The 25,099-nt window shown below is 57.8% G+C and carries 21 protein-coding genes; 5 read left to right on the top strand and 16 right to left on the bottom strand.

Annotated features, from left to right (window positions below):
- Window positions 1-86 precede the first annotated feature (86 nt).
- Both NHU87_RS18455 and NHU87_RS18450 read left to right on the top strand, forming a co-directional pair.
- Entirely contained in the window at window positions 87-2,444 is a 2,358-nt protein-coding gene (locus tag NHU87_RS18455; RefSeq protein WP_253551453.1) for a fimbria/pilus outer membrane usher protein, read from the top strand.
- A gap of 68 nt (window positions 2,445-2,512) precedes the next feature.
- Window positions 2,513-3,460 carry a Csu type fimbrial protein gene (locus NHU87_RS18450; protein ID WP_253551452.1) on the top strand — a complete coding sequence of 316 codons (948 nt, stop codon included), beginning with the start codon at window positions 2,513-2,515 and terminating at the stop codon, window positions 3,458-3,460.
- A 66-nt stretch (window positions 3,461-3,526) separates the two neighbouring features.
- On the opposite strand, the gene NHU87_RS18445 is transcribed toward NHU87_RS18450, so the two are convergent.
- From NHU87_RS18445 to NHU87_RS18420, 6 genes are read right to left on the bottom strand one after another with little or no spacing between them, the layout of a single operon-like run.
- Window positions 3,527-5,041: an ABC transporter substrate-binding protein gene (locus NHU87_RS18445; RefSeq protein WP_253551433.1), complete on the bottom strand. Its 1,515-nt coding sequence runs from the start codon at window positions 5,039-5,041 to the stop codon at window positions 3,527-3,529.
- A gap of 32 nt (window positions 5,042-5,073) precedes the next feature.
- Window positions 5,074-6,045, bottom strand: coding sequence for an ABC transporter ATP-binding protein (locus NHU87_RS18440; RefSeq protein ID WP_253551432.1), 972 nt, complete (start codon window positions 6,043-6,045; stop codon window positions 5,074-5,076).
- A complete protein-coding gene (locus tag NHU87_RS18435) occupies window positions 6,042-7,028 on the bottom strand; it encodes an ABC transporter ATP-binding protein (protein ID WP_253551431.1) in 987 nt (328 codons plus the stop codon). The genes NHU87_RS18440 and NHU87_RS18435 overlap by 4 nt, the downstream gene beginning before the upstream one ends.
- Window positions 7,025-7,879, bottom strand: a complete 855-nt coding sequence (locus NHU87_RS18430) for an ABC transporter permease (RefSeq protein WP_253551430.1) — start codon at window positions 7,877-7,879, stop codon at window positions 7,025-7,027. The genes NHU87_RS18435 and NHU87_RS18430 overlap by 4 nt, the downstream gene beginning before the upstream one ends.
- Window positions 7,876-8,823, bottom strand: a complete 948-nt coding sequence (locus tag NHU87_RS18425) for an ABC transporter permease (protein ID WP_253551429.1) — start codon at window positions 8,821-8,823, stop codon at window positions 7,876-7,878. Before NHU87_RS18425 ends, NHU87_RS18430 begins: the two co-directional genes overlap by 4 nt.
- Window positions 8,824-8,826: 3 nt before the next feature.
- Window positions 8,827-9,714, bottom strand: coding sequence for a proline iminopeptidase-family hydrolase (locus tag NHU87_RS18420; RefSeq protein WP_253551428.1), 888 nt, complete (start codon window positions 9,712-9,714; stop codon window positions 8,827-8,829).
- A gap of 180 nt (window positions 9,715-9,894) precedes the next feature.
- Between NHU87_RS18420 and NHU87_RS18415 the strand changes: the two genes are divergently transcribed.
- The 3 genes from NHU87_RS18415 to NHU87_RS18405 all read left to right on the top strand — a co-directional run bounded on the left by NHU87_RS18415 (window position 9,895) and on the right by NHU87_RS18405 (window position 12,143).
- Complete coding sequence (locus NHU87_RS18415; protein ID WP_253551427.1) at window positions 9,895-10,656, top strand: LuxR family transcriptional regulator; 762 nt, start codon at window positions 9,895-9,897, stop codon at window positions 10,654-10,656.
- A 93-nt stretch (window positions 10,657-10,749) separates the two neighbouring features.
- A complete protein-coding gene (locus NHU87_RS18410) occupies window positions 10,750-11,643 on the top strand; it encodes a proline iminopeptidase-family hydrolase (RefSeq protein ID WP_253551426.1) in 894 nt (297 codons plus the stop codon).
- Window positions 11,644-11,840: 197 nt separating this feature from the next.
- Complete coding sequence (locus tag NHU87_RS18405; protein ID WP_253551425.1) at window positions 11,841-12,143, top strand: hypothetical protein; 303 nt, start codon at window positions 11,841-11,843, stop codon at window positions 12,141-12,143.
- A gap of 138 nt (window positions 12,144-12,281) precedes the next feature.
- Here NHU87_RS18405 and NHU87_RS18400 read toward each other — a convergent pair whose 3' ends face one another.
- From NHU87_RS18400 to NHU87_RS18355, 10 genes are all read right to left on the bottom strand, one after another.
- Window positions 12,282-12,575, bottom strand: coding sequence for a hypothetical protein (locus tag NHU87_RS18400; protein ID WP_253551424.1), 294 nt, complete (start codon window positions 12,573-12,575; stop codon window positions 12,282-12,284).
- 344 nt (window positions 12,576-12,919) lie between these two features.
- Complete coding sequence (galE, locus tag NHU87_RS18395; RefSeq protein WP_253551423.1) at window positions 12,920-13,984, bottom strand: UDP-glucose 4-epimerase GalE; 1,065 nt, start codon at window positions 13,982-13,984, stop codon at window positions 12,920-12,922.
- 1,127 nt (window positions 13,985-15,111) lie between these two features.
- Window positions 15,112-16,530 carry an oligosaccharide flippase family protein gene (locus tag NHU87_RS18390; RefSeq protein WP_253551422.1) on the bottom strand — a complete coding sequence of 473 codons (1,419 nt, stop codon included), beginning with the start codon at window positions 16,528-16,530 and terminating at the stop codon, window positions 15,112-15,114.
- 160 nt (window positions 16,531-16,690) lie between these two features.
- Window positions 16,691-18,025: an O-antigen ligase family protein gene (locus NHU87_RS18385; RefSeq protein WP_253551421.1), complete on the bottom strand. Its 1,335-nt coding sequence runs from the start codon at window positions 18,023-18,025 to the stop codon at window positions 16,691-16,693.
- Window positions 18,022-19,134: a glycosyltransferase gene (locus NHU87_RS18380; protein ID WP_253551420.1), complete on the bottom strand. Its 1,113-nt coding sequence runs from the start codon at window positions 19,132-19,134 to the stop codon at window positions 18,022-18,024. The genes NHU87_RS18385 and NHU87_RS18380 overlap by 4 nt, the downstream gene beginning before the upstream one ends.
- Complete coding sequence (locus NHU87_RS18375) at window positions 19,131-20,210, bottom strand: glycosyltransferase (RefSeq protein WP_253551419.1); 1,080 nt, start codon at window positions 20,208-20,210, stop codon at window positions 19,131-19,133. The genes NHU87_RS18380 and NHU87_RS18375 overlap by 4 nt, the downstream gene beginning before the upstream one ends.
- 23 nt (window positions 20,211-20,233) lie before the next feature.
- The gene (locus tag NHU87_RS18370; RefSeq protein WP_253551418.1) at window positions 20,234-20,941 is read right to left on the bottom strand and encodes a WecB/TagA/CpsF family glycosyltransferase; all 708 of its coding nucleotides are present in this window, start codon (window positions 20,939-20,941) and stop codon (window positions 20,234-20,236) included.
- A 508-nt stretch (window positions 20,942-21,449) separates the two neighbouring features.
- On the bottom strand, window positions 21,450-22,496 hold the full coding sequence (locus NHU87_RS18365) for an acyltransferase family protein (protein WP_253551417.1): 1,047 nt from the start codon (window positions 22,494-22,496) through the stop codon (window positions 21,450-21,452).
- A 97-nt stretch (window positions 22,497-22,593) separates the two neighbouring features.
- Entirely contained in the window at window positions 22,594-24,072 is a 1,479-nt protein-coding gene (locus tag NHU87_RS18360) for a family 16 glycosylhydrolase (RefSeq protein ID WP_253551416.1), read from the bottom strand.
- Window positions 24,073-24,137: 65 nt separating this feature from the next.
- Window positions 24,138-25,091, bottom strand: coding sequence for a glycosyltransferase family 2 protein (locus tag NHU87_RS18355; protein WP_253551415.1), 954 nt, complete (start codon window positions 25,089-25,091; stop codon window positions 24,138-24,140).
- Between the last annotated feature and the right edge of the window lie 8 nt (window positions 25,092-25,099).

Raw genomic sequence — 25,099 nt, 5'->3', positions numbered from 1 at the left:
AGCTTGCAAGCCCCCTAGCCACAGGTGTTGTGCGCGTCTCTTGATCGCCACAGTAAGGAATGTCCATTGACGGACGTAAAGCGGTGATGAGCCAGGATCGGGCTCGTAGTATCAAGCGTCCGCTGTGGGCCGTGATTGGAATGTGCTGTCTGGTATTCGCTCGGCACGGGCTGGCGGCAGAGCTGCCGCCAGCCCCCAGCGGCATGGAGGCGATTGTCGATGCGCAGTTGTTTCTGGAACTGGTTGTCAACCAAATGAATACCGGGCGTGTGGTGGCGGTAGAGCAGCGCGGCGGGCGCTTCTTTGTGCCGGTCGCGGTGTTACGTGAAATCGGTATGAAGTTGTCGCAAAACCTTAGCGCCGAGGTCGCCCTCGACAGTCTGCAAGGATTGCATAGCGACTATGACAGTCGGGGGCAGCGGCTGTTATTGACCGTCCCGCCAGACTGGTTGCCGGAGCAGTTTGTCGGCAGCCGTGAGGCGTATCCACGCACCGCGGCGTTGAGCAGTTTCGGCGCCTTGCTCAACTACGACCTGTACCTCAACGACACCGATGACAGCGGCACTTACCTCGCGGCCTGGAACGAGGTGCGGCTATTCGACAGTTGGGGCACGTTGTCCAACACCGGGCAATACCGACGCACGATTTCCGGAATCAGCAACGGCACACTGAACAACGGTTATCGGCGTTACGACACCACCTGGCGGTACTCCGATGATGAACGTCTGCTGACTTACGAGGCGGGCGATCTAGTCAGCGGCGCCTTGCCCTGGAGCAGTTCGGTGCGTTTGGGCGGTGTGCAAGTGTCGCGCGATTTCGGCGTGCGCCCGGACCTGGTGACCTACCCGTTGCCGCAGTTCGCCGGGGAAGCGGCTGTACCTTCATCGGTCGACCTGTTCATCAACGGCTACAAGTCCAGCAGCGCCGAGTTGCAGCCCGGTCCCTACACGCTGACCAATATCCCGTTCATTAACGGTGCGGGCGAGGCGGTGGTGGTCACTACCGATGCCCTCGGCCGACAGGTCTCGACCACCGTGCCGTTCTATGTCACCAGCAACCTGCTGCAAAAAGGCCTGATGGACTTCTCGGTGGCCGCCGGTAGCCTGCGCCGTGACTTCGGGATTCGCGATTTCGGTTACGGCCCGGGTGTGACCTCCGGCAGCCTGCGTTACGGTCTGAACGATAGTTTGACCCTCGAAACCCACGCCGAAGCCTCGGACGCGCTGGCCCTTGGTGGCGTTGGCGGCAACCTGCGCCTGAGCAATTTCGGTGTGCTCAACACGGCGGTCAGTCAAAGCCGGTTCGACGGCAATAGCGGTCAGCAAGTCAGCCTCGGTTATCAATACAGCAGTCAGCACTACAGCGTTTCTTATCAGCGTATGCAGCGCCGCGACCAGTACGCCGACCTGACTGTTGTCGACAGCCCTTATCTCAGCCTCAGCCAGCGTAGCGAGCAGTTGACCCTGAGCGTGAGTCTCAACGGCTGGGGCAGCCTCGGTGCGGGCTATTTCGATGTGCGGGCGGCGGATGATTCGCGCACCCGGTTACTCAATCTGACCTGGAGCAAGCCACTGTGGCGCAATACCAGTTTTTACTTGTCGGCCAATCGCGAGATCGGCGATAGCGACTGGGCGATGCAGGCGCAACTGGTCATCCCGTTCGACCTGCGTGGCACCCTGAGTATGAGTGGCGAGCGCAGCAAGACCGGCGTAAGCCGCCAGCGTGTCAATTACAGTCGCGCTGTGCCCAGCGCAGGCGGCGTGGGCTTCAACCTCGGTTATGCCCACGACGAAGGCCCGGATTATCGTCAGGCTGACCTGACCTGGCGCCTGCAATCGGTGCAATTGCAGGCTGGGGTTTATGGCAGCAGTGATGCCGAAACCCGTTGGGCCGATGCCAGCGGTTCGCTGGTGTGGATGGACCATCAAGTGTTCGTTGCCAATCGTATCGATGATGCTTTCGTCGTGGTCAGCACCGGTGGTTTTGCCGACATTCCGGTGCGTTACGAGAATCAACGGGTGGGCCAGACGGATAAAAACGGTCATCTGCTGGTGCCTTGGAGCAGCGCCTATTACCGCGGCAAATATGAAATCGATCCACTGAACCTGCCGACCAATGTGCAGAGCTCGAATGTTGAACAACGGGTGGCGGTGCGCCGTGGCAGTGGCTATCTGCTGGAGTTTCCCCTGAGCCGGATCATTGCCGCGAGTGTTGTGCTGGTGGATGCGCAGCAACACGAATTGCCCTTGGGCAGCCGCGTGCGGCACGAGCAGAACGGGACGCACGCGGTGGTCGGTTGGGACGGGCTGGTCTATCTGGAAAACCTGGAAGCGCACAACAGTTTGCAGGTGACCCTGGCCGATGGCCGGACTTGCCAGGCGCAGTTCACGCTGGACCTGCAACAGGATCAGGTGCCGTTGATCGGGCCGCTGCTGTGTCAATGAAACGCCAATAGAACAGGGAGATGGGTGTGCAATTTTCTGATGGGTGGCCGGGTAAAGTGATCAGGCTGATGGCGATTTTTCTGCCGTGTCAGGTCTATGCCTTGTGCGAAGTGGCCAGTACTTCACCGGCCGGTTTTGGCTCGCTAAGTTCGATCGCGGTGCGTACCACTTTGCAAACCAGTTCCACCCCCCATGCCGGTTTGAGTTGCACCGGTTCGCTGGCGTCGTCATTGGTCAGCGATGATCATTTTTACGCCACCATTACGTCAGCCACCGCAGGAGCGGTCGGGCCCACCAGTGATGTGATTGGCTACACGCTGTTTGCCAACAACAGCTCCAGCTATCCGATCACTCGTGGCGTAGCGTTCGACTTTGCCCGACACTCGATCATCGATGCCCTCGGCCTGCTTTCCAATCCGGCAGTTGCCAAGGCCGCACCGATCTACCTGAATACGATTATCGGCAGCAACGTAGCGGCCGGGATCTATTCTGAAACCCTGAATATTTTCTGGAGCTGGGATTATTGCCATGACTACGGTGGCGGCGGCAGTTGCCAGGGGCGAGACATCAACAGCGGTTCCACCAGCCTGACTGTGAACATGACCGTGGACAACGATTGCACGATCACTGCGCCGAACATCAGCTTTGGCAGCGCTTCGGTAATCAGCTCCTTCGCCACCGTCACTGGCCAGACGATCAACCTGGCCTGCACCAAGGGCAGTACCTACACGGTGGGGCTGGACGATGGTCAACATGCTGACGGCGTGGGCGGGCGCAGGCGGATGATCTCAGGCAGCAATTACCTGGCTTATGACCTCTTCAAGAGCGCCGGAACCACCCGTTGGGGCAGCGTCGGAACGGCCCGTCGCACCAGCTCCGATGCCGAGGTCAACCCCGGCAACGGCCTGGGCACTGGCAGTCAGATCTTCAACTACAACGCCAAAATCTACGCCGACCAGAGTACACCGCCACCGGGAACCTATCTGGACAGTGTGGTGCTGGATGTGGGTTTTTAATCCCTGCTCCAGGCATAAAAAAGGACCTCTGAAAAGAGGTCCATTTGTTTTCCATGCAACGATTGCTTAGTTCTTCACCGTTTCCTCAAGAGAGAAACGCCCCAGTGGGTTTTGCTGGAAGTTTTCTATGTTCTTGCGCGAAATGTTGATGTACGGGCTGTAGTAAAGGTCGATCCAGTTGACGTCCTGTTTGGCGACCTTCTGCAGGTCGACATACATCTGTTCACGCTTGGCCGGGTCCGCTTCCACTCGGGCAGATGACACCAGATTCTTGACCTTGTCGTTCTTGTAGCGGGTCATGTAGTTCATGTTGGTGTCGTGGCCCAGAACGAAGGTGGTTTTCTGGTCCGGGTCGAGGATGTCGTTGGTCCAGTACATCACGGACAGGTCGTAGTCACCGTCGACCAGCATCTGCCAGCTCTGGGTGGGGTCGACCTTTTGCAGGTTCGCGGTCACGCCAACGGCTGCCAGTTGCTGCTGAACCAGCACGGCAATCTGCTCATCGGCTTCGTTGCCAGCGTTGACTACGTAATTCAGCTTCATGCCCGCTGCGCCGGCATCGCTCAGCATCTGCTTGGCTTTGGTTGGGTCGAATGGACGCTTCAAATTGTCGTCGTAATGGTAAAGCGAGCCCTTGGGGATATAGGAATAAGCCTCCTGACCATGGCCGAAGGTGACGGTATCGACCACCGATTTTTTATTGATCGCCATGTCCAGTGCCTGACGTACTTCAGGTTTGCTCAGCAGCCCGTGCTCATGGTTGATCAGCAGGTGATCTTCCCGAGTGGAAGGGTCGGAGTGGATGGTCAGGTTGGGATCCTTGCGCAGCGCATCGACTCGCGAGAACGGTACGAAGATCGCGGAGTCCAGTTCGCCTGCCTGTACCTTGAGCATCCGGGTGTTGTCGTCCGGAATGGAAATCCACTCCACGCCATCCAGACTGACCGTGTCGGCCTGCCAGAAGTGCGGGTTCTTCTCCAGCTTCACGCGGTCGCCGCGCAGCCACTCTTTGACAAAAAATGCGCCTGAGACCACAGGCTCCTGGGCATAGGCATCTTCGCCCATGCGGGTCATGGCTTTCTGTGAGAGAACCGACACGGTCGGCGAGGCCAGTTGCGAGAGGAACGGTACCGACGGGGCGGTCAGGGTGACCACCAGGGTCTGCGGGTCGGCCGCTTTCGCCGTGTCGATCAGTTTGTAGGCATCGCTCCACAGCGAGGCCTTGTTATCACGAGTGCGCAACAGACTGAATGCCGCATCATCGGCCGTGATCGGCGAGCCGTCGGAGAATTTCGCCGCGCGCATTTTGAAGGTGTAGGTCAGGCCATCGTCGGAGACTTTCCAGCTTTCAGCCAGACCGGGCTCCATCTTGCTGCCGGCCTTGTCGACCCGGATCAGGGTGTCGTAGACATTGGAAAACACCCAGGTATCGCGGTTTTGCGCGCTCTTGATCGGGTCGAACGTGGTGCTTTCTTCACGGCAACCGATGGTGAGTACACCGGCCGCCTGAGCGATACCGCTGGCAAGGGTGCAAGCGGTCAATGTGGCTGCGGCGAGCAATTTCAAATGCCTGGATCGCATGGTCAAACTCCTTCTTGATGGGTGCATTGTTTTTAAAGCAGAGGCTCTTCGAGCACGCAGTCGTAACGGCGAGCGTCGAGTTGACGGGTAGGGGGCGCCACCTGGCTACAGGTGGGACGAACATAGCGACAGCGTGGGTGAAAGGCGCAGCCGGATGGCAGTTGCAAGGGGCTGGGCGGTTCTCCGGGCAAAGGGTCGATGGGTAGCGCCCGGGCCGGGTCGATCTGCGGAATCGACTGAATCAGTGCGGCGGTATAAGGATGTCGCGGGGAGCGAAATACTTCCTCGACGGGGCCTTCTTCGACGATCTTGCCCAGATACATCACCGCCACCCGATCACAGAGCCGGCGAACGATCGCCAGATCATGGGCAATGAACACAATCGCCAGGTTCATGCGTTGGCGCAGTTCCAGCAGCAGGTTGATGATCTGCCCCTGGATTGATACATCCAGCGCGGCCACGCATTCGTCGGCGACGATCAGGCGCGGTTCCACGGCCAGCGCGCGGGCGATCCCGACACGCTGGCATTGGCCGCCGCTCAAGGCGTGCGGTTTGCGCGAGGCCAACTCGGGGCGCAGGCCAACCAGAGTCAGCAGTTCATCGACTCGGGCGGCAATCAGCGATTCTGGCACTTTGCGTTGTACCCGGAGCACTTCCGCCAGGGTCTGGCCGATGCTCAGGCGTGGGTTGAGGGCGGCGTAAGGGTCTTGAAAAACCATCGCCATTTCACGACGCAGCCGCTCTATGTCGACCTTCCCCGCGTGAGCCATGTCGACGCCATCGAACAGCACCTGCCCGGCGTAAATCTCATTAAGGTGCAGGATCGCCCGTCCCAAGCTGCTTTTGCCACTGCCCGACTCGCCGACCAGCCCGAGCGTTTCTCCGGCCGAAAGGGTCAGCGAAACGCCATTGACGGCTGTCAGCCATTGCCGGTTCATGCCCAGCAGACCAGTGCCCGGCGCGGCGAAGCGCACCTGCAGATCCTTGACCTTGAGCAGGGTCATGAGCGGTCTCCGGCGGCCAAGGGGTAATGGCAAGCGATGCGGTGTCCATGGCTGACGGGCTGCAAATTCGGCATCAGTGTTGTGCATTGGTTGCCGATTTGCTGGCAGCGCGGATTGAACCGACAACCCTGGGGCAGGGCGTCGAGCAGGGGCGGTTGCCCGGCGATGGTTTTGAGCAATGCGTGACCGTGACTGGTGGCCGGCTGACAGTCGATCAACCCAGCGGTGTAAGGGTGGCGTGGATAGGCCAGCACCTCGTGTTTGTTGCCGTGCTCGCACAAGCGTCCGGCGTACATCACGGCAATCGAGTCGCAGGTTTGGGCAACGACCCCCAAGTCATGAGTGATCAAGATGATCGACAGGCCACGCTGGTCGCGAAGATCCAGCAACAGGCGCAGAATCTGCGCTTGCACCGTGACGTCGAGGGCGGTGGTCGGTTCGTCGGCGATCAGCACGTTCGGGTTGCAACCCAGGGCCACGGCGATCATCGCTCGCTGGCGCATGCCGCCGGAAAATTCGTGAGGGTAACTGTCGACTCGCCGCTGCGGATCGGGAATGCCCACTTGCCGAAGTACGTCGATGGCCTGGGCTCGGGCTTCACGCTTGCTGGCGCCCTGGTGCAGACGGATACCTTCGCCAATCTGCTCGCCGATGCGCATCAACGGGTCAAGATGGCTGCTGGGGTTCTGGAAAATCATTCCCAGCTGACGCCCACGCATGCGGCGCATGCCGGCCTCATCCAGGTGCAACAGATTCTCCCCGGCCAACTGCACGGTTGTGCCTTCGACTCGCAGGTTCGGCGACGGCAGCAGCCTCATTAAACCGCGACAAGCCATGGTTTTGCCGGAGCCGCTTTCTCCTACCAGTCCGAGCACTTCACCCTCGGCCAGGTCAAAGGACAAGCGATCCACCACAGTCACTTCGTGCTCACCCTTACGGGCAATGACGCTGAGCTCTTCGACCTTCAGCACGGGCGCACTCATGAGCGTTCACCCAAGTGTTCGGCGACAGCGTCGGCCAGCAGGCTGAAGCCCATGGCCAGGGTGACGATCGCCAATCCCGGAAAGGTGCAGATCCACCAGGCGGAAGTGATGAAACTCTGGCCTTCAGCGACCATCGTGCCCCACTCGGCGGTCGGTGGTTGAACCCCGAGGCCGAGGTAACTGACGGCCGCGCCGTTGAGCAATACCAGCACCGCATCCGACATGGAAAACACGATCGAGCCAAACATCGCGTTCGGCAGCAGGTGCCGAAACAGAATGCGCCCATGACCGAAGCCGAGGCTTTTGGCGGCCAGGGCGAAATCGCTTTCCTTGAGTATCAGGATCTGCGAGCGGATCAACCGCGCGTAAGACACCCAACCCACCAAGGCCATGGCGATATAAAAACTCATCAGTCCGGGGCCGAGGATTGCCATGATCGCCAGCATCAACACCAGGAACGGGAAGGCCAGGATGATATCGATCAGACGCATGCAGAACGTGTCGAAACGCCCGCCGATGTAGCCGGACAAGGCCCCGACACAGGTGCCGATCAGGAACGGGAAAATCACCCCGATCACCGCCAACTGCAAGTCGATGCGGGCCGACCAGATCACTCGAGACAAGACGTCGCGGCCAAAATTGTCGGTGCCGAACGGGTGGGCCAGATGGGGCGCCAGCAGGCGAATATCGGTGTTCTGGGCGATTGGATCGAAGGGCGCGATCCAGGGCGCGAAGATCGCCAGCACCAGCCAGCCGAGCAGGATTGCCAGGCCCATTCCCATTGCCAATCGAGGATTGCGCAAACCCAGGCGCAGGTTCAGTTGGGGGGCCGTCGTTGCCTGACTGCTCATCGGATTTTCACGCGTGGATCGATGGCCACAGTCACCACATCGGCGAGAAAGTTTACCGCCACGGTGGCGCAGGCCAGCACCATTGCCACGCCCTGGACCACCATATAGTCACGGGTGAAGATGCCCCGGACCAATAACTGGCCGATCCCGGGAATGGCGAACAGACTCTCGATGACCACTGTGCCGCTGATCAGCCAGCCGATGTTCACCGCCAGCAGGTTGACGGCGGGTACGAGCGAGTTGGGTAGCACATGACGTCGAAACACCGCGTTTTCAGGCAGGCCGCGAGCCCGAGCCGCGGTGACGTGGTCGGCTTGCAATTCCATCAGCATGCTCGCTCGCAGATTGCGTACCAGCACTGCCGATAACGCCAGGGCAATGGTCAGGCAGGGCAAAACCATGTGGTGCAGTTTGTCCAGCCAGGAGCGGCCATAGCCGGAAACCGGGAACCAGCCCAGTTGTACGCTGAATAACAGGATCAACATGATCCCCAGCCAAAACGCCGGCATGCCGAGGCCGGCGGTGGTGAACAGGCGGATCAGGTTGTCGCCCCAGCCGCCCTTGTTACGGGCCGCAACGGTGGCCAGCGGCACCGCGATCAACATTGCCAGCAGCACGCTGCCAAGCACCAGAAACAACGTGGGCTCGATGCGCGTGCTGATCAGCTTCAAGGCGTCGACCTTGTACAGCAATGACTGGCCGAGGTCGCCGTTGAACAGGTTTTTCAGGAAGTAGAAGTACTGCATCCACAGCGGCTGATCGAGGCCGAACTGGGCGCGAACCCTGAGCAGCCCCTCCGGCGTACTGCGCGAGCCGAGCAGGGCGCGCGCCGGGTCGCCGGGAATCGAGCGCACTAGCACAAACGTGATGAGACTGATGCCGAACAGCACCGGCAGCAGCTGCAGGGGCCGTGACAGGATGAAACGGTAACGCGACAGATTCATCGACTAACCTCGGTGCCGCTGGAGGAAATCCAGCAACACCGGAAAGTAGGCGTGAGGTTCTTCGTAGAAGGGCATGTGGCTGCTATTGGGGAACACATGCAGTGCCGCGTCCTTGAGCGCCATTTTCATGCGCATGGCACAAGCCGGGGTCAGTTCGTCGTGCTGGCCGGTGGTAATCAATACCGGCATGGTGAAATCGGCCATTTCCGGCAGACGGTTCCAGTTTTTCAGGTTGCCGACGTAGAGAAACTCATTCGGCCCCTGCATGGTTGTGTAGGGCCCTATGTTCCAGTCGCCCAAAGAGCGCGTGACCGGCGCCGGCCACTCGTCCAGACGGCAGACGTGGCGATAGTTGAGGAGGGTGATCGCCGCCTGGTATTGCGGGTGATCGAGAGTGCCCATGGCTTCATGACGTTGCATCATGGCCACGGTTTCGCTGCCCAGCGCGCCACGCAGACGTTCCAGTTCCTGAGACAGGTGCGGGATATCGCCTACGGTGTTTTCCAGAATCAGGGTTTTGAGTGCGTGAGGGTGGTAAATGGCATATTCGATTGCCAGCCAGCCTCCCCAGGAGTGCCCCATCAAGTGCACACGGCCCAGGTCGAGGGCCTGCCGGACGGTTTCTACCTCCGCGACATAACGGGTGATGTCCCACAGGGATGGGTCTTCGGGTCTGTCAGACGCGCCGGTGCCGAGTTGGTCGAAGGCGACAACTCGCAACCCCTTGTCCTTGAGCCAGCCATGGGCGTCACGCAGATAATCGCAGGGAAGCCCCGGGCCTCCATTGAGGCACAGCAGGACTTCATCGCCCTCGCCAAAGCTGTAAACCACCAGATTGTGGCCGTCGACTTCAACGTTTATTTGTTGGTCCGGTTCGATTTCACGCCACATCGCACGCTCCCTTTATGATGCTGGCCGGTTCGCACGCTGACCAAATGGCTCAACCTTACTGAGTAAGTCATGCGCCCAAAAGCTAGTATTTCTTATAGGTTTTGTCTGGCAGTCCCGCGCCGACGCGTGGCATTCTACGTGCTGAATTTCAGGATTGAAATTAATTAGGGAGCGCAATGGATGCAGACCAAGCTATCTGACCTCAACCCCCGTCTGTTGTCGGGCAAGAGCCTGGATGAGCAGATGGACAACGCCATGCTATTAGCCGAGGAGCTGGGCTTTGATGCCTTGGTGTACGACTACAGCCCGGTGCCATTGGACCATGAAGGCAAGTTGATCACGCCCGCGGTGCTCAAACTGCGCAATACTCCAGCCGATTGGCATACGCGTTGGTGTGCAGAGGGTTACTACCAGATCGACCCAGTCCAGCAGGTTGCACTCAATTGTGTTTCACCCTTTGTCTGGTCTTACAAACCCGGGACTGACACCTTGTTGGAGCCGGTGATCAGTCAGTGCCATGCGCCAGTGGTGAGTTATCTGGAAGACACTCAGCTGACCTGTGGTGTGTCGGTCCCGATTCATCTGCCCAGAGGCGGTTTCGCCTCCTTGACCGGGCTGCGTACCGGCAGCAGCGCCAGTGTGTTGCGCGATGCCCGGCGGACCCTGGCGGATTTCAGCCTGATTTCCCATGCGTTGCAGGAAGCGGCCTACCCGTTGCTGGGCAAAGAGGCTCACACGCCTCCCATTCACCTGACCAAACGTGAGCGCGAGTGCCTTAAATGGGCGGCTGAGGGCCTGACTGCGGTTGAAATCGCCAAACAACTGAATCGCTCAATGGCCACCATCAGCCTCCATCTGACTTCGGCCATGCATAAACTCGGGGCCAAGAACCGGGTCCAGGCTGTGGTCAGGGCTACCCACTATCGATTGCTCGATAGCTGAAACAGGGCAGAAACCTATTTGTTTCTCTAGTTATTTCGAGGATCTGATCCCGGTATCGTGTGCCGTACGGTTTTTCAGGGACGGCAAAGAGAAATGGCATCTATACGCGAAGGCTTCGCACCTTTTGGTCCTTATCAGACCTGGTACCGCATCACCGGTAAGTTCGACGGTAAAAACACACCGCTGGTGATTCTGCATGGCGGCCCGGGCTGCACGCATGATTACGTCGACGCTTTCAAGGACATCGCCGCGAGTGGCTATCCGGTGGTTCATTATGACCAACTGGGTAACGGTCGCTCGACCCACCTACCGGAAAAAGACGCCTCGTTCTGGAATGTAGCGCTGTTTCTCGATGAACTGGATAACCTGCTCGATCACCTTGAGATCAGCGACAATTACGCGCTGCTGGGGCAATCCTGGGGCGGCATGCTCGCCAGTGAGCACGCCGTACGGCAACCGGCGGGACTACGGGCCTTGATCCTCGCCAATTCCCCTGCGGATATGCGCGTCTGGGTTGAGGAAGCCAACCGCTTACGCAAACTACTGCCTGGCGGTGTGCATCAAACATTGCTCGAGTACGAACGGGCAGGGGATTTTCAAGCAGTTGCTTATCAGGAAGCATCGAGGGTTTTTTACGACAATCATGTGTGTCGCGTCCTTCCCTGGCCGGATGAAGTCGCGCGTACGTTTGCCCAAGTCGATGCCGACCCCACCGTTTACCATGCCATGAGCGGGCCGACGGAGTTTCATGTGATAGGCAGCCTGAAAGACTGGACCATTGTCGACCGCTTGCAACAGATCAACGTGCCGACGCTGGTGATCTCCGGTCGCTACGATGAAGCCACACCGACGGTGGTCAAACCCTATCTGGAGCTGATCCCGAACGCGCGTTGGGCGTTGTTCGAAAACTCTAGCCACATGCCTCATGTCGAGGAGCGGGTTGGTTGCATGGGGACGGTGGTGAGTTTTCTGGATGAGTGTTTGTAGAGTGGGATAACCTTTGAGGGTCGGCCCAGGCCTGCTTGCCGCAACCAGGCATAAAAAAATGGACCTCTGAAAAGAGGTCCATTTTTTTTTTGGCCCGAATCATTGCTCAGGTCGCAGACACCATTCGTCAATTGCCCTGCACTCTGGCACGGACAGTGTCTCCAAAGAAGTTCCATTACCTCGTATTGGAGACTGAGATGAAACCCGATCCTTCTACCACCAAAGATGAGCCCACCGAGGATTTGAGCAACCCCAATGACGACGGCTGCGTGCTCGGTACCGCGGGCCGCGATGAAGATCCGAATGCCACCACAGACTGGGACAAGGAAAGGAACGCTGAAGACCATCGCCAAGGCCCGAGTGACGCCCGAGGGATGCCCGGTTACCCGCATGAAGCGCCTGATGAGCAGGCGCCATCGACTACCAATACGCGGCCACAACCTGGCGAAGCAGAGCCCGGCATCGAAACGCCAGAACAGGACAACGACAAGGTTGGTTGATTTGTGCAGGGACCTTAAACCACACCGCTCGCTCTTGCGGGAATTGGGCCGACGATCCTGATCGGTGTGCCATTGCAGCTGGGTCACTTGCCCTGCGGGGCGCAAGTGCGGTGCCGGATCGCGGTGACAGGCTGCTCGTCATTCTTCAGCCGAAATCTGCGGCTGATGTGTTGAGGTCTCAGCTGATAAGAGATGGACCGGGTATTCAGCCTTGATTAATCGCAAGTGCTCGATGGCTTCCAGGTATTTAAGATCGGCCTGTCGTCTTTTCTTCTGATAGTGCGTGAACTTTTCGATGTCCATGTGGGGCTGATCGAGAAGATCAAGGGCGGCATGGCTCAATTGATAGGCGTCGCTGAACAGTTGTTTGTTACGTTCAAGCGCCAGGTTTAGGCAGGCTATCGCTTGATCGGAAGTCATCGTACCGTTCATTGCTGCGACCTCTTTTAGGGTGTGTTCCAGGTTTTTGGGTAGTGCAGGGTAGGAGCCAGACTTGCCGTGATGCCAATCAGTTAAGCCATAACGCGATCTGTAGCAGCTGGCGAAGCCTGCGTTCGGCTGCGTAGCAGTCGTCAATCCGGCTGATGTGGTTTGCCTGACCTACCGCGATCTCTGATTTTACGACTGCTACGCAGCCGAACGCAGGCTTCGCCAGCTGCTACAAAGAGTGCCTCGCGGCTGAAATTGCTTAACTGACTGGCATCGCGCGCCAGGCGCGTTGCAAACAACCGCTGCCGGGATGATCAGCAGGACATACCTGGATATGGACCTGTTGCTCATACCCGTTGCTTTACCGCAACGGGTGCCAATAAATCGGACGGGGCGTGGTATCCATGCGGATTACGCAGTTGCCATCGCCAGGTGTCGATGATCATCCGCACCAGGTCGCGCTGTGCGTACCAGCCCAGATCCCGCCCGGCCTTGGTGGGGTTGGCCCAGCATTCGGCAATATCGCCGGCGCGGCGCGGCGCGAAGCGAAAGGGAATGGTAATACCGGTGATGTCCTCGAAGGCGCGGATGATCTGCAGAACGCTATAGCCAATACCGGTTCCCAGGTTCCAGGCATGGACGCCGTTTCTGCTCTGCAAAGCTTGCAGCGCTTTGAGATGGCCATCGGCAAGGTCGACCACATGCACGTAGTCGCGCACGCACGTTCCGTCAATGGTGGGATAGTCGCTGCCAAACACCATAAGTTCGGGCACTCGCCCCATCGCGACCTGGGTCAGGCAAGGCAGCAGGTTATTGGGCCGGCCATTGGGGTTTTCGCCGATCTGCCCGCTCTCGTGCGCGCCGATCGGGTTGAAGTAGCGCAACACAGCGATGCTCCAGCGCGGATCCGACAGGCACAGATCGGCGAGCAATTCTTCGGTCATGAGCTTGGTGCGACCGTAGGGGCTTATCGGTTTGCCGGTGCCCAGGTCTTCAATGATCGGTATCTGCCGGGGGGCGCCATACACGGTGGCCGATGAGCTGAACACCAGTTTGAAGACTTCGTGGCGGGCCATCGCATGACAGAGATTGAGCGTGCCGACCACATTGTTGGCGTAATAATCCAGCGGCTTTCGAACGCTTTCCTCGACGGATTTGAGGCCGGCAAAGTGCATCACGGCATCGATGTCGTAGCGGCTGAAAATATCGTCGAGCAGCTTTGTATTGCGAATATCGCCTTCGATGAAATCGACCCGAGCAAGGGTCAAACGCTCCAGACGCGTGAGCGATTCCCGGCAGCTGTTGCACAGGTTGTCGAGCACCAGCACCTGCTGGCCGGCGTTGATCAGGGCCAAAGTGGTATGAGAGCCGATGTAGCCGGCTCCGCCTGTAATCAGCGTGGTTTTTCCCATGATAGGGCGCTCCTCCGGTCACAAGAAGACGGTCAAGATAGGGAGTGCGATCCGTGCGAGAGACAGGTGTTGGGTGGGACGCTGTACGTCTTCCCGATTCGGTGTACATATCCGTTGCTGCGGTCACGGCTTCTATTGGTTTCGCTTTTACAGCGAGTCACTTTGGAAAAGCCCCAAAGTAACCAAAAGGCTTCTGCCCCTTTCGTTCGGTGCCTCGCCTAGGCTCGGCATGCCCTCGCTCCGGTCCTGCTCCGTGGGCCCGCCGCGATCGGCCATCCATGGCCGTGCGCGGCTAACCCGGCATCCATGCCGGGTTGCCCACTGCGCAGAACCTCCGCTCGGCCTCTCGAGGGGGCGGTGCGTCAACATCAACAGCTGCAGGCGAGCTAACGCTCGGCCTGTTGAGTGGTGAAAAGCGGAGCGGATGTGCGCTGATTTTTGTGTGGCTTGTCGGGTCGCCGCATCGCTGCGATGGCGACCCGTCAGCCGACCAATCTTCCCCGAATGTACCCAGTCCAATTGTGGGAGCTGGCTTGCCTGCAATGGCGACCCGTCAGCCGACCAATCTTCCCGGGATGTACCCGATCCAACTGTGGGAGCGAGCCTGCTCGCGAAGCTGTTGATCTTGCGGTTGCTGTTGCTTGCCGTTGCTTTGGCTTTTGATCTTGATCTGTTGCCCCTTTCCCAGAGGCCGAACGCAGGCGTTGCGCAGGGGGCACCGCGGCAAGGATGCCGCGGTAGCCGCCCCCGGCCATGGATGGCCGATGGCGGCGTGCCCCCGGAGCAATGCCTTCGTTATGGCATGCCGAGCCTAGGCGAGGCACCGAATGGCGGGGCAAAAGCGCTTTGGTTACTTTCGCGCTTTTCGAAAGTGACTCGCTGTAAAAGCGAAACCGCCAGCGGCCATAACCGCAGAAACGGATATGCACCCGATCAAAGAGTCCCGTCGACTATCAGGCCGCCAATCGCAGGCAAGCCAGCTCCCACAATTTTGATCGGAGTACATCTGCAAGAAACAGGTTGGCTATCAGGCCGCCTTCGCGGGCAAGCCTCGCTCCTACAAAGGGCAATAATCGCCAGCTCTGTGCTCAAGAGATGTGTAGATACCCATGCATTGATAAGAGTATTCACCGAGCCGTAAACACCGATTTGAACTCCTGCGGCCACCGCGGGTGCAGCGCGCTATAGGCCAGCGCATAAGTCAGCGTACCGACACCGATGCTGCAGGCCAGGTGCAGATAGCCGCGCAAACCCAGGTGCGAAGAAACAAACACCACGGCAGCAGCCATGATGAGCGAGGCGATCACGCTGCGATAATTGGATTCGAAGACAGGGCGCCAACCGTAACCTATTGCCGTGTTCAACCCACGCATCTGCAGGGGCGTGATGATCACCATCCGCGCCAGCAAAGCCACGGCTGCGGCCATGCCTGCGTAGTGGTGACCCAGGCTGTAAACCAGCGCCAGCGCCAGCAGCGTGGTTGCGACTTCAGCCTTGACAGTCAGGTGGGTGCAGTTGACCGCCACCAGGGCTGTCGTGGCGTACATGGCGGTGTTGCCGATGGCTGCCGTGCACGCCAGCACTTGCAGCAGGGGAATGGCTTCTGCCCATTTCGCGCCGAATATCAACAGGATGATGTCTTCGGCCGTTAACGCGATGCCGATGAACAGCGGCGTGAGCAGGAAACCACTGATTGCCGTCGAGTCGCTGATCAACCCGATCAACCGCGGGGTATCGCTGCCGCGCCGGGCAAACACCGGCAATGCATAACTCATCAGGCCGTTGTAAATCGCCGTGCGAGGCAGATCGATGATGCGCATGGCCATATTGAACATACCGACGGCGTGGGTGCCGGCCGTAATACCGAGTACCACATTGACGCCGCGCTGCAGCATTTGCCAACTCATCACGTTGATCGCAACCGGTGTTCCGGCCCTCAACAATTCGCGCAGGAATGGCCCGTCGATGTAGAAGGCAATCCGGCGGCGGTTACCGAGCATCAATACAACGACGGAAACGAACTCCATGATCAATACCTGAGCGATCAACGCCCACGCGCCAAATCCCCACAGCGCCATGGCAATGCCTCCCACGCCACCGGCCACTTTGCCCAATAGCGTGCGCGAGGCCAGCATCTTGAAGTTGCTGGTGCGGCGCATCTCCACGACATACACCCGCGCCATCATGGTGAAGAGGATTTTCACCGAGGCGGCCGCCGTCATCCACTGGATCATCAGGGACGTCGTATACAGCATTGTGGCGAACGAGATGACGACGATAGAAGCCAGGCTGATCAGCACGGCGAACCAGAAGGCCGTACAGATGTGTTTCTCTTCCAGATGCTCCAAACGTACCAGTGGGTCTTCGAGCATTGACGAGTAGAGAATGGCCAGTACCTCGACAATGGCAATGATCACCGTGCCCATCCCCAGCTCTGCCGGCGACATGAGCCTGGCAAAAGCGATGAAGGTAATCATGGACAGGAAAATCAGGCCGAATTTTTCTGTGAAGATCCAGATTAATGTCATCAGGCGACGATTGGCCATGGGCAAGGTCCAGACTCAGGGCGTCTTGCGCAGTGTTTTCACCCGTGCATAGGGATTGTGCAAGGTCGGTTTACATCGAAGAAAATCAGCGCTCGTCACGAGTGCTCGAGCATCCGCCGGAACACGCTGATGACCGAGCAGGGTAATTGGGAGGGAACGTTCAACACTGGCTGTTCTCCTTGGACATCGCTTTGGCGGGTACGCCCGCAAGCGTGACGCCATCCCCAGACGTGAAAGGACGTCTTGCCAGGCCGGGGCGTTTGGCGTGGTGGTGACGGAATGACAGGGCCAGGACACAGAACACCAGAAACTCCGCCGAGCGGTAGTTAGGCACGACATACGCCACATAGTTGGTGAGCATGAACAATCCGATGATGACCATTGCGCTGGCGTGGAACCGCGCCGACTGATCAGCTACCACCGCCCGATAGTGTTTGATCAGCGCCTGGACCAGCATCAAGATCAGCGCTATCAACTGAACGATGCCGCCGTTAAGCAAGGTTTCCATGTAACCGCTGTGGGCATTGCCGATGTAACCCCAACGGTTGATGAATACTTCAGCGCTTGGGCTGGACCAGAAGGCGCCGAAGCCGTAACCCTTGAGAAATTCGGCTTCGATCAGTGGTGTGAGCAGTTCCCAGATCCGCGTGCGGTCGGTGAGTGACGGGTCACGACCGGTCAGCTCCAGCAGCAACGCATAATTGCTGTATAGAAAAAAACAGATCAGCACATAGACGATCATCGTACCGAGGAACGCTGGCCATGAACGGTTGATGTGCAAGCGGATCAGCGTGAGGAAGTACCAATAGCTCACCGTGCCTGCGCAGATCAGCGCTATGGCGGTGGCGGATTGGGCCAGCGCAATCGCGATCAGCGAAAACAACGAGCAGAGGAGGGCCCAGGGATTGCGCTGACGGATCATCGGCAGCAGTAACAGAATAGCGACCGCGTTGATCCGTGCGCCGGCATTTTTTTCCGGGAAGATCCCTTTGAACGCACCATCGCGAGGACCGCCATAAACGAAGGCGATGTCAGGCCTGAACAGCGCGAATATCAAGCCTAAAAACGCTGCAGCGCCGATGATGCAGCCGAGCATGAAGGCGATTTTCTCGAGGCTGTAGTTGTAGGCGACGAAACCTGCAAAGAAGAACACGCTGATGATCGCCACAAAACGTCTGAAACTTAACATCGGGTCGTGGGACCAACTGATCGATGCGGCCAGGCAGAGCATGAACATCAGCAGGAAGACATTGTTCCGGTAAAAACTTTTGCTGAGGAAGACCTTGTTGCGAATGAAGAAAAACAGCGGTACCAGCAGGGTGATCAGGCCGCAGATCTGGTTGATTGCGTTGCCTTCGAGGTCTTTTTCGGCGGCATCCAGCCTCGACACATCAGCCAGCCCGAAAAAAAATCCAATCACCTGGGTATAGAACAGCACGCCGAACAACGTGAAGGCGTTGCGCAGGGTGGTGTACCTGACTTCCAGCTTGTTCATGACGACTGGCTTCCAAGTAAAGCGTCCAGATAGGTTTTCGCCGCGCAGGCGCTGACGAAGCGGGCAGCGGCATCAATGCGGGCCTGGCGGTTTGAATCACGCGGCAACGACAGTTCCACGGTGATTGCCTGTGCCAGTGCGTCAGGGTCGTCGACCGCCACCAGCGGGGCGACCGTGCCATTGTCGAGAATCTCTTGCGGGCCATAAGGGCAGTGCGTCGCCACCACCGGGGTGCCCGTGGACATGGCCTCGACCAGCGCATTGGGGCTGCCCTCGAAACGCGACGACAGCACAAAGCAATCGGCCGCTGCCACTTCCGCCAATGGATCGCTGGTGTAGCCCGGCAGATCGAATCTGTGGGCCACACCCAGGGTGACGGCCTGCTCGAGCAATTCGGTTCTGAGCGCGCCTTCGCCGAAAATGATCAATCGGGTATTGGGATCGGGTAATCGGGCGAAGGCATCGAGCAATACGTCGAAGCCTTTTTGCTGTGCCAGGCGACCTACGGCGACAATCACCGGGGTGGTTTTTTTCGACAGCCAGCGGTGGTTCGGACGTGCCGGCGCCTTGTCACGAAAATCGTTGTCGAGCACCGGGTTGTCAGCGATGGTGACATCCTGCGGGCGGGTAATGGTGGTGTCGACCAGGTCCTGGGCGACACCGCGCGAGACGCAGATCACCGGATTGGGAATGAGTCGATACAGCAGCGGTGCCAGCAGATAGGCCGTACGCACTTTCAATGCGGGGTTGACGTATTTGTCATGGGAAAACGCGTTGCGCTCGCTGACATGCAGGCGCGCCAGCGTACCGGACAGCGCGGCGGCGGCGATGGCCACGACGTTGACATGGGTGAGGGCGGCCAGTTGCGCGTCAAAGCGATTGTGGCGAAGAAAGCGTGCCAGCGCCGGCACTGCCCGGGAACTGCGCGCACTGTGCAATTCCACCTGTTTGACCCGGGGGTCGAGGCCAGCCGAGTTCACGCCTGCGCCGGTGAGCATCAGCAAGGTCACGTCATTGCCTGCATCAGTCAGCGCTCCAGCGAGGCGCACCATCATTTTTTCGGCGCCACCACCGCTCAGGTCCTGCAGAATAATCAGCAATCTTTTCATTGATTCCACACCTGATAGTACGCTTGCGCGGCGGATTGACTGGTGTACTGTCGGACGGCTTCAGCGGCCACTTCCCCGCTTGGCGCAGCCTGGCTTTGCGAGGTCACGCTGCGCAGCATCCCTTCGGCCAGCGCCGCTACATCATTGACCTTGACCAGGTCGCCGAGACGGCCGTTATCAAGCAGTTCCCTGGGCCCGGTTTCGCAGTCGCAGGCCAACACTGGCGTACCCAGCGCCAAGGCTTCGATCAGCACGGTCGGCAAGCCCTCGTGAAACGAACTCAGGATCAGCAGTCGTGCCTGCCTGATAAAAGGGTAGGGATTGCTCAGGAAACCGGTGAAATGCACATGGCCCTCGATGCCCAGGTGGCTGGCCTGTGAGGTCAGCGCGGCGAGTTGCGGGCCATCGCCGATGATCACCAGATCCGGCAGCGCGGCGCTGCGCAAGGCCATGGCATAGGCATCGAGCAGCAGGTGGAAACCTTTCGGTTCTACCAGCCGTCCCACCGCTAACCAGAACTCGGTCGGCAAACCGGTGAGCATGGGCGTCTGTGCGGCGCTGAGCAGTTGCTCGGTGACCACGGCATTGGGGCAATAACGAATGCGTTCGCGACCCCAGGGCACGAGCTCGGCGAGGGACTGGCGCAAGCCGTTGGAAACCGTCACGACCCGACCGTTGCCACAGAGGTACAACGCATAGAGCAGACGCAGGGTGGCGGGACTGATTTTTTGTTCGCTGCAATCCAGTGCTGCATGACGGCTATAGATAACCTTGCATGGGCGACCCAAGGTGGCAAACCAGGTGCAGAGGTTGGCTTGTTCTTTGGCGGCGATGAGGTGGGTCACTTGTTCGCGACGAATAATCCGCCGCAGCAATACGATGGACTTGAGCAGGCCAACGATTCCATTGCCGCCGCCATTGAGCGTGGCAGCCCCTTCATCGTCTGGCGTGTCGCCGTTCATGACGAAATAACTGACACGCTGGCCATCTTTGAGAAACTGTCTGGCCAGGCGTTGCTGGACACGCTCGAGGCCACCATCGGGCTTGAAGTCCTTGAGGATGAACAGGATATGCATGGTCGTTGCTCGGTGCCGGATGCTTAGGGATAAGTGATATTGATGGTCACTTTTCGCCGGATGATCATCACCAACAGATGAACAAAATTGGTCGGGTAATCGATAAGGTAGCGTTTGATGGTGTGCGGTTCGCGGTACATCCGATAGAACGCGCGCAGATGCAGGCGGTTGATCAGTTCAGGGTAATATTGATGAGTGGCTGTGGCCTCTTGGCGAATGAAACCGCCACAGGTAAATGCCACCCCGGTGAAACCGGCACGCAGGGCATCCTGCTCGAACCGCTCCTGCAGCCCGGCGCCCAAGCCTACGATCAGGATGTTCGCTTCACTGCGGCAGATGTCTGCCTGGATGCACGCGGCCTGCGCTGCATCGAAATAACCATTGTGATGACCGGCAATAATCAGCGCGGGGTAGCGAGCCTTGATCTTATTGAGGAACAGGTCCAGTTCGGCTTGCCGGGCACCGACAAAATAAAGGCGCTTGCCTTGTTTCTCGGCGCAGCTGAACACCGCGTCGGCGATGGAAGTGAAGTCGAAGCTGACCCGGCCGATCGTGCGGCCGGTGATGCGCGACATGAAGGTCGACATCAGCATGCCGTCGCAAAAATAGGCGATGGACGTCGGGTCCCGGTCGAACAGACTGCCGACGGATGCAAAGTTAATGAAGGAAAAGGCCTTGTTGGCGTCCAGCAAATTCGGGGTGTAATGCCCCATTAATTCCAGACTGATCATTGCCTGACTCCCAAGGATATTTTTTGTGATGCGAATGATTAGAACTGCTGTATCAATCGTGAAACATGTAATGCACAACTAACGGTAGAGTTTTACGTCAGTCAATAATCTGGCGTGCGCAATGATTAATTAACGATGATTCTTGTGCTGCGTTACACTCAAGGCTACTAGTGAGAGTTGTAACGACTGCTTAACACTACAGTGATGTGGCCAAAGCTACCGCAGGGTCCGAACCGTCGGTTCTTTTAAAAAACAAGCACTTCGAACGTTGCTAGATGCTGGGGCGGCGTATAGCTGTTCACTGCACTTTCATCTTTGTTAAACGCCGGCCTTGATAGGTATCGACCACTGCAGGCAGCCTGTCAAATGTCACTAGTCAAAAATATAACCTTCTGTCCAATAACGTATTCAGGCGCTTCAACCATTTGTTTTGGAAATAATTTTCAGCTCGGCTGGACGCCATGTCTGGGTTGAGGGTCGTGTGAAGGAGGCGCTCTGCCAGGGCTGATCAGTCTCTGACACGGTTGAGGGATAATAAAAGGATTTTTTTGATTTGCCTGGCCATGGGGACTTCTATTCTTTTGTGGATGATATAAGAGGCCCATATCATCAAGGCGGTGGTGCCCCATAGCAGTATGTGCGGGTTCACCATTGGATAAGCAAGGTTAAAGATCATAAAGCCGATCATTTGATGTAATAGGTAAAGTGGGTAGGTCAGGGCTCCTAACGTCGTCCAGTTCAAGTTCCCTATGGCTGCCGTTTTGTTCGTTGCGATCAAAAAAAACGTCATGAAGAACAGGATAATTACGCCGCATATGATCAGAGGATTGAATTCGGTTGCATATTTGGTTTCGATCGATGCGGCCCATACAATTGCGGTGTAACAGGCTAATGCTAAAGCACCGGCCAACAGGAAGACTCGTGTTTTAGTGAAGCCCTTGGCCCATATTATGTAGAAGGTGGCGCCCGCGATGAAGTAAGCAGAGTAATCGGTAATTAATATCGAGCGAATCTTTTCAAAAGTGAATGCTTCTACTATGGCGGAGATGAGTAGCCAGAGTACGAGGTAGGTCTCTATTTTTTCTATTTTCTTCAGACCCAACAGAATGGATATCATCAGGTAAAATTTGATTTCTACAAAGAGAGACCAGTAAACGCCATCTATCGACGGGACGCCCATCAAGTCGCTAAGCAATGTCATGTTAACAATGTATTGATAAAAATCAGCCGTATACCTTGGCTGTCCGATGGCAAGCGTGATTAGAAAAGTGAGGGTGCAGCACACCAGGAAAGCAGGGTAGAGGCGAACGACGCGGGAGATGAAGAATACTTTGAGATTATTGCTCGAAGCGGTCATCAGAATGACGAATCCGCTGATCATAAAAAACAGTTCGACTCCTAAATAACCGTATTTGGCAGGTTCAGCCAATAGCGGGTAGGGCATAGTAGACATGTCGCCCCTTGCATACCCGCGAAAAGCATAGTGAAAAATCACTACTGCGAAAGCAGCAAGGAAGCGCAGCAAGTCTAATTCATTCACCCGGCGCTTGATCATGTCTATGCGCTCCAAACGTGTTGGCGCTGATTGAAAACAGACCACCCTGCCGATTGAAATTTTGCCCCGGGGCGAACCTTATAGCGCCGTGTGACGGCTATTGAGCACGTTGCCATACCTTGACGTAGTCGATGCTGAAGGTGGAGGGCAGGTCAGCATCGTCGACCACGCCGAACCATTTCCACATGGCCTCACTGTCAAAGACGATTTGCATGGGGAAGAAGAAGTGGGTGTTCTTCGATTCCCTGACCAGCACGCCATCGACGTACCAGCGCAGGGTGTCGGGCCGCCAGTCGAAGCCGTAGACATGAAAGGCACTTGCCAGGCGCCAAGGGCTGACCCAGGTGCTGCCGTTGGCGATATGTTCGGTGCTTTGTGGCGTGGCCCACACGTGGGCGTTCATGTTGTATAGCCGATCGAAGGCAGCGTCTTTCGTCTTGCCGCCGATTTCGAAGATGTCGATTTCGGTTGCGTTGTCAGCCATGCCCGTCCAGGCGAGCCAGAATGCGCTGGAACCTGCGGAGTTCATGGGTTTGGCATGTGCTTCGTAATATCCGTAGAAGCCGCGTTCAATGGTTCGAACCATGGCAGAGGTGTAGTCCTTGAAACCGAGTAGCTCGTACTTCTGCGGCAAGGTTTCCTTGCGAAAGACAATGTTCAGGTTGCCATTGCTGACGGTGGCGTTGCGCGGAGTGAAAAGCGCCGGTTTGCGTCCGAGCGATTCGTTCCCTATGGCATTGTTGACGTGCCAGCGCCCGGGGTCGAGGGTTGTGCCATTGAAGTCGTCGGACAGTTTCGTGTCGAGAATCCACCGACCGGCATTGGTCTGATCGGACAGCGGCAGATTGGCGTTGGTCCGGGTCGGCAATGTGCCTAGTGGTCCGACACGAGTCCAGGTATCGGCCTGTGAGGGGATGGCAACTGACCACTTGTCTGCCAGGTACTGAAATGCACGCTGGCGCTCTGCGAGGGAGGCAAACGGACGGTCGTACACCAGCACTTCTGCGATGTCGCCGCGAAAGTTGTCGGAATTGCCGACGACGTTGCGCCCGACTGCATACGGACCAATCGGCACATCGTAAAGCTCCAGGACGGAAAAGGTCGGCTCGTACGCGGTGGCCTGTTGCAGGCTGATGGCGAAATTCGGCAACACGTTATCGTTGTTGGCGATTTGCGGGCGTGAGCTGAACAACCGTTGCCAGGGATCCCCCGGGGCTTGTTCGGGCAATCGACGGGACACGATCAATATCGTCACAGGGCCTTTGGCCGTACGGATTGTTTTGCCGAGAAACGCCGAAGCGCCACTGAAACGCACTACCGAATGACCATTCAGGGCGTTTGCCATCCGCTGTGGCTGCAAGGCGGCATCGTCTACTGTGGCGTCATTGGACTTGCCGGATTTGTCGCTCCAGCGCTGGAGACGGTTTTGCGCATCCAGGGTCATTGTTGAAGCATCGGCCGCGTCCAGCCACAGCACGAGCCCGCTGGTGGGTGCACCGGAAGGCGCTTGTGCTGCGTTGCAAACAAGCGAAACCGTCAGCAGTAGTGCCAGCAGATATTCTTTAAACATCGGCATCACTTCACCTCAATGGGCGCCGGAATTTCGAATGAAGACTGATACCCCTGCAGATTTTGAATTTTTCAGGTAGCGGTGGTTGACGCCGTTGCCTTGCGCAATGATCTGACGCGAGCATAGAGGTAGCGCAAGGTCGGTTTGCCATTGGCGAAGATCAGTGTTTGCCAGGAATATTCCAGCATTTGCCGGTACACGCCGATCACCTGGGCATGCTCGCCGCGTCGGGAAAATGCATTGAGAAAATCGGTGTGGTTGCCCAGCACGAAATCGATCCGTTGCTGCTTGCTGAGCTGCGCGCCATAGCGGGCGAGGTACACTTCGATGAACCTGATCTTGTTCAGGTAGTACTTTTGCGGTTGCGCGGTCATGTTGCCGCTGTTGACCGTGCGATCCAGCAGCACCTGTGGCACCGTGTGGATCTCCCAGTATTCGGCTATTCGGGTCCACATGAAGCGGTCTTCGGAGTAACGCAGGCTGGCATCGAAGCCGCCGAAATGCATGATCACGTCGCGCTTGACCAGCGCGGTGGATACGCCATTGACGACGTTGGCGTGGATGAAATCGTAGAAATGCCTGCCGTTCTTGCACCGGTCGTCCACTTGCTGCCTGCCGTCGCTGTAATTGACCTGCGTGTAGCAGTCGATCAGCCCCACCGGCCGTCCCTGACGGCTGAGTTCGTCATACAGTGCCAATTGTTTCTCCAGCTTTTGCGGACGCCATTGGTCATCGGCATCGAGCAACGCCACAAAAGTCTCTTCACTGTGCCGCAATCCGTGGTTGCGGGCGCTGGCCTGGCCTTCGTTGGCTTGCTGCAACAGCGTCAGGCGAAACGGCGCCGCGAAGTCTTTGACCCGTTGTGGTCCGTCATCGGTGGAACCATCGTCGACGACGATGACGTGATCGGGCAGTCGAGTTTGCCCGACCAGGGACGCCAGTGTTTGCTCAATGCTGTCGGCGCCGTTGTACATAGGGATCACGACGCACACTGAATGCGCTAAGGGGGGGGCTTTGTCTGACACGGATGTTT

This window comes from Pseudomonas mandelii (assembly GCF_024138395.1).
Classification (GTDB): domain Bacteria; phylum Pseudomonadota; class Gammaproteobacteria; order Pseudomonadales; family Pseudomonadaceae; genus Aquipseudomonas; species Aquipseudomonas mandelii_E.
This window is presented reverse-complemented; position numbering and strand designations above follow the sequence as displayed.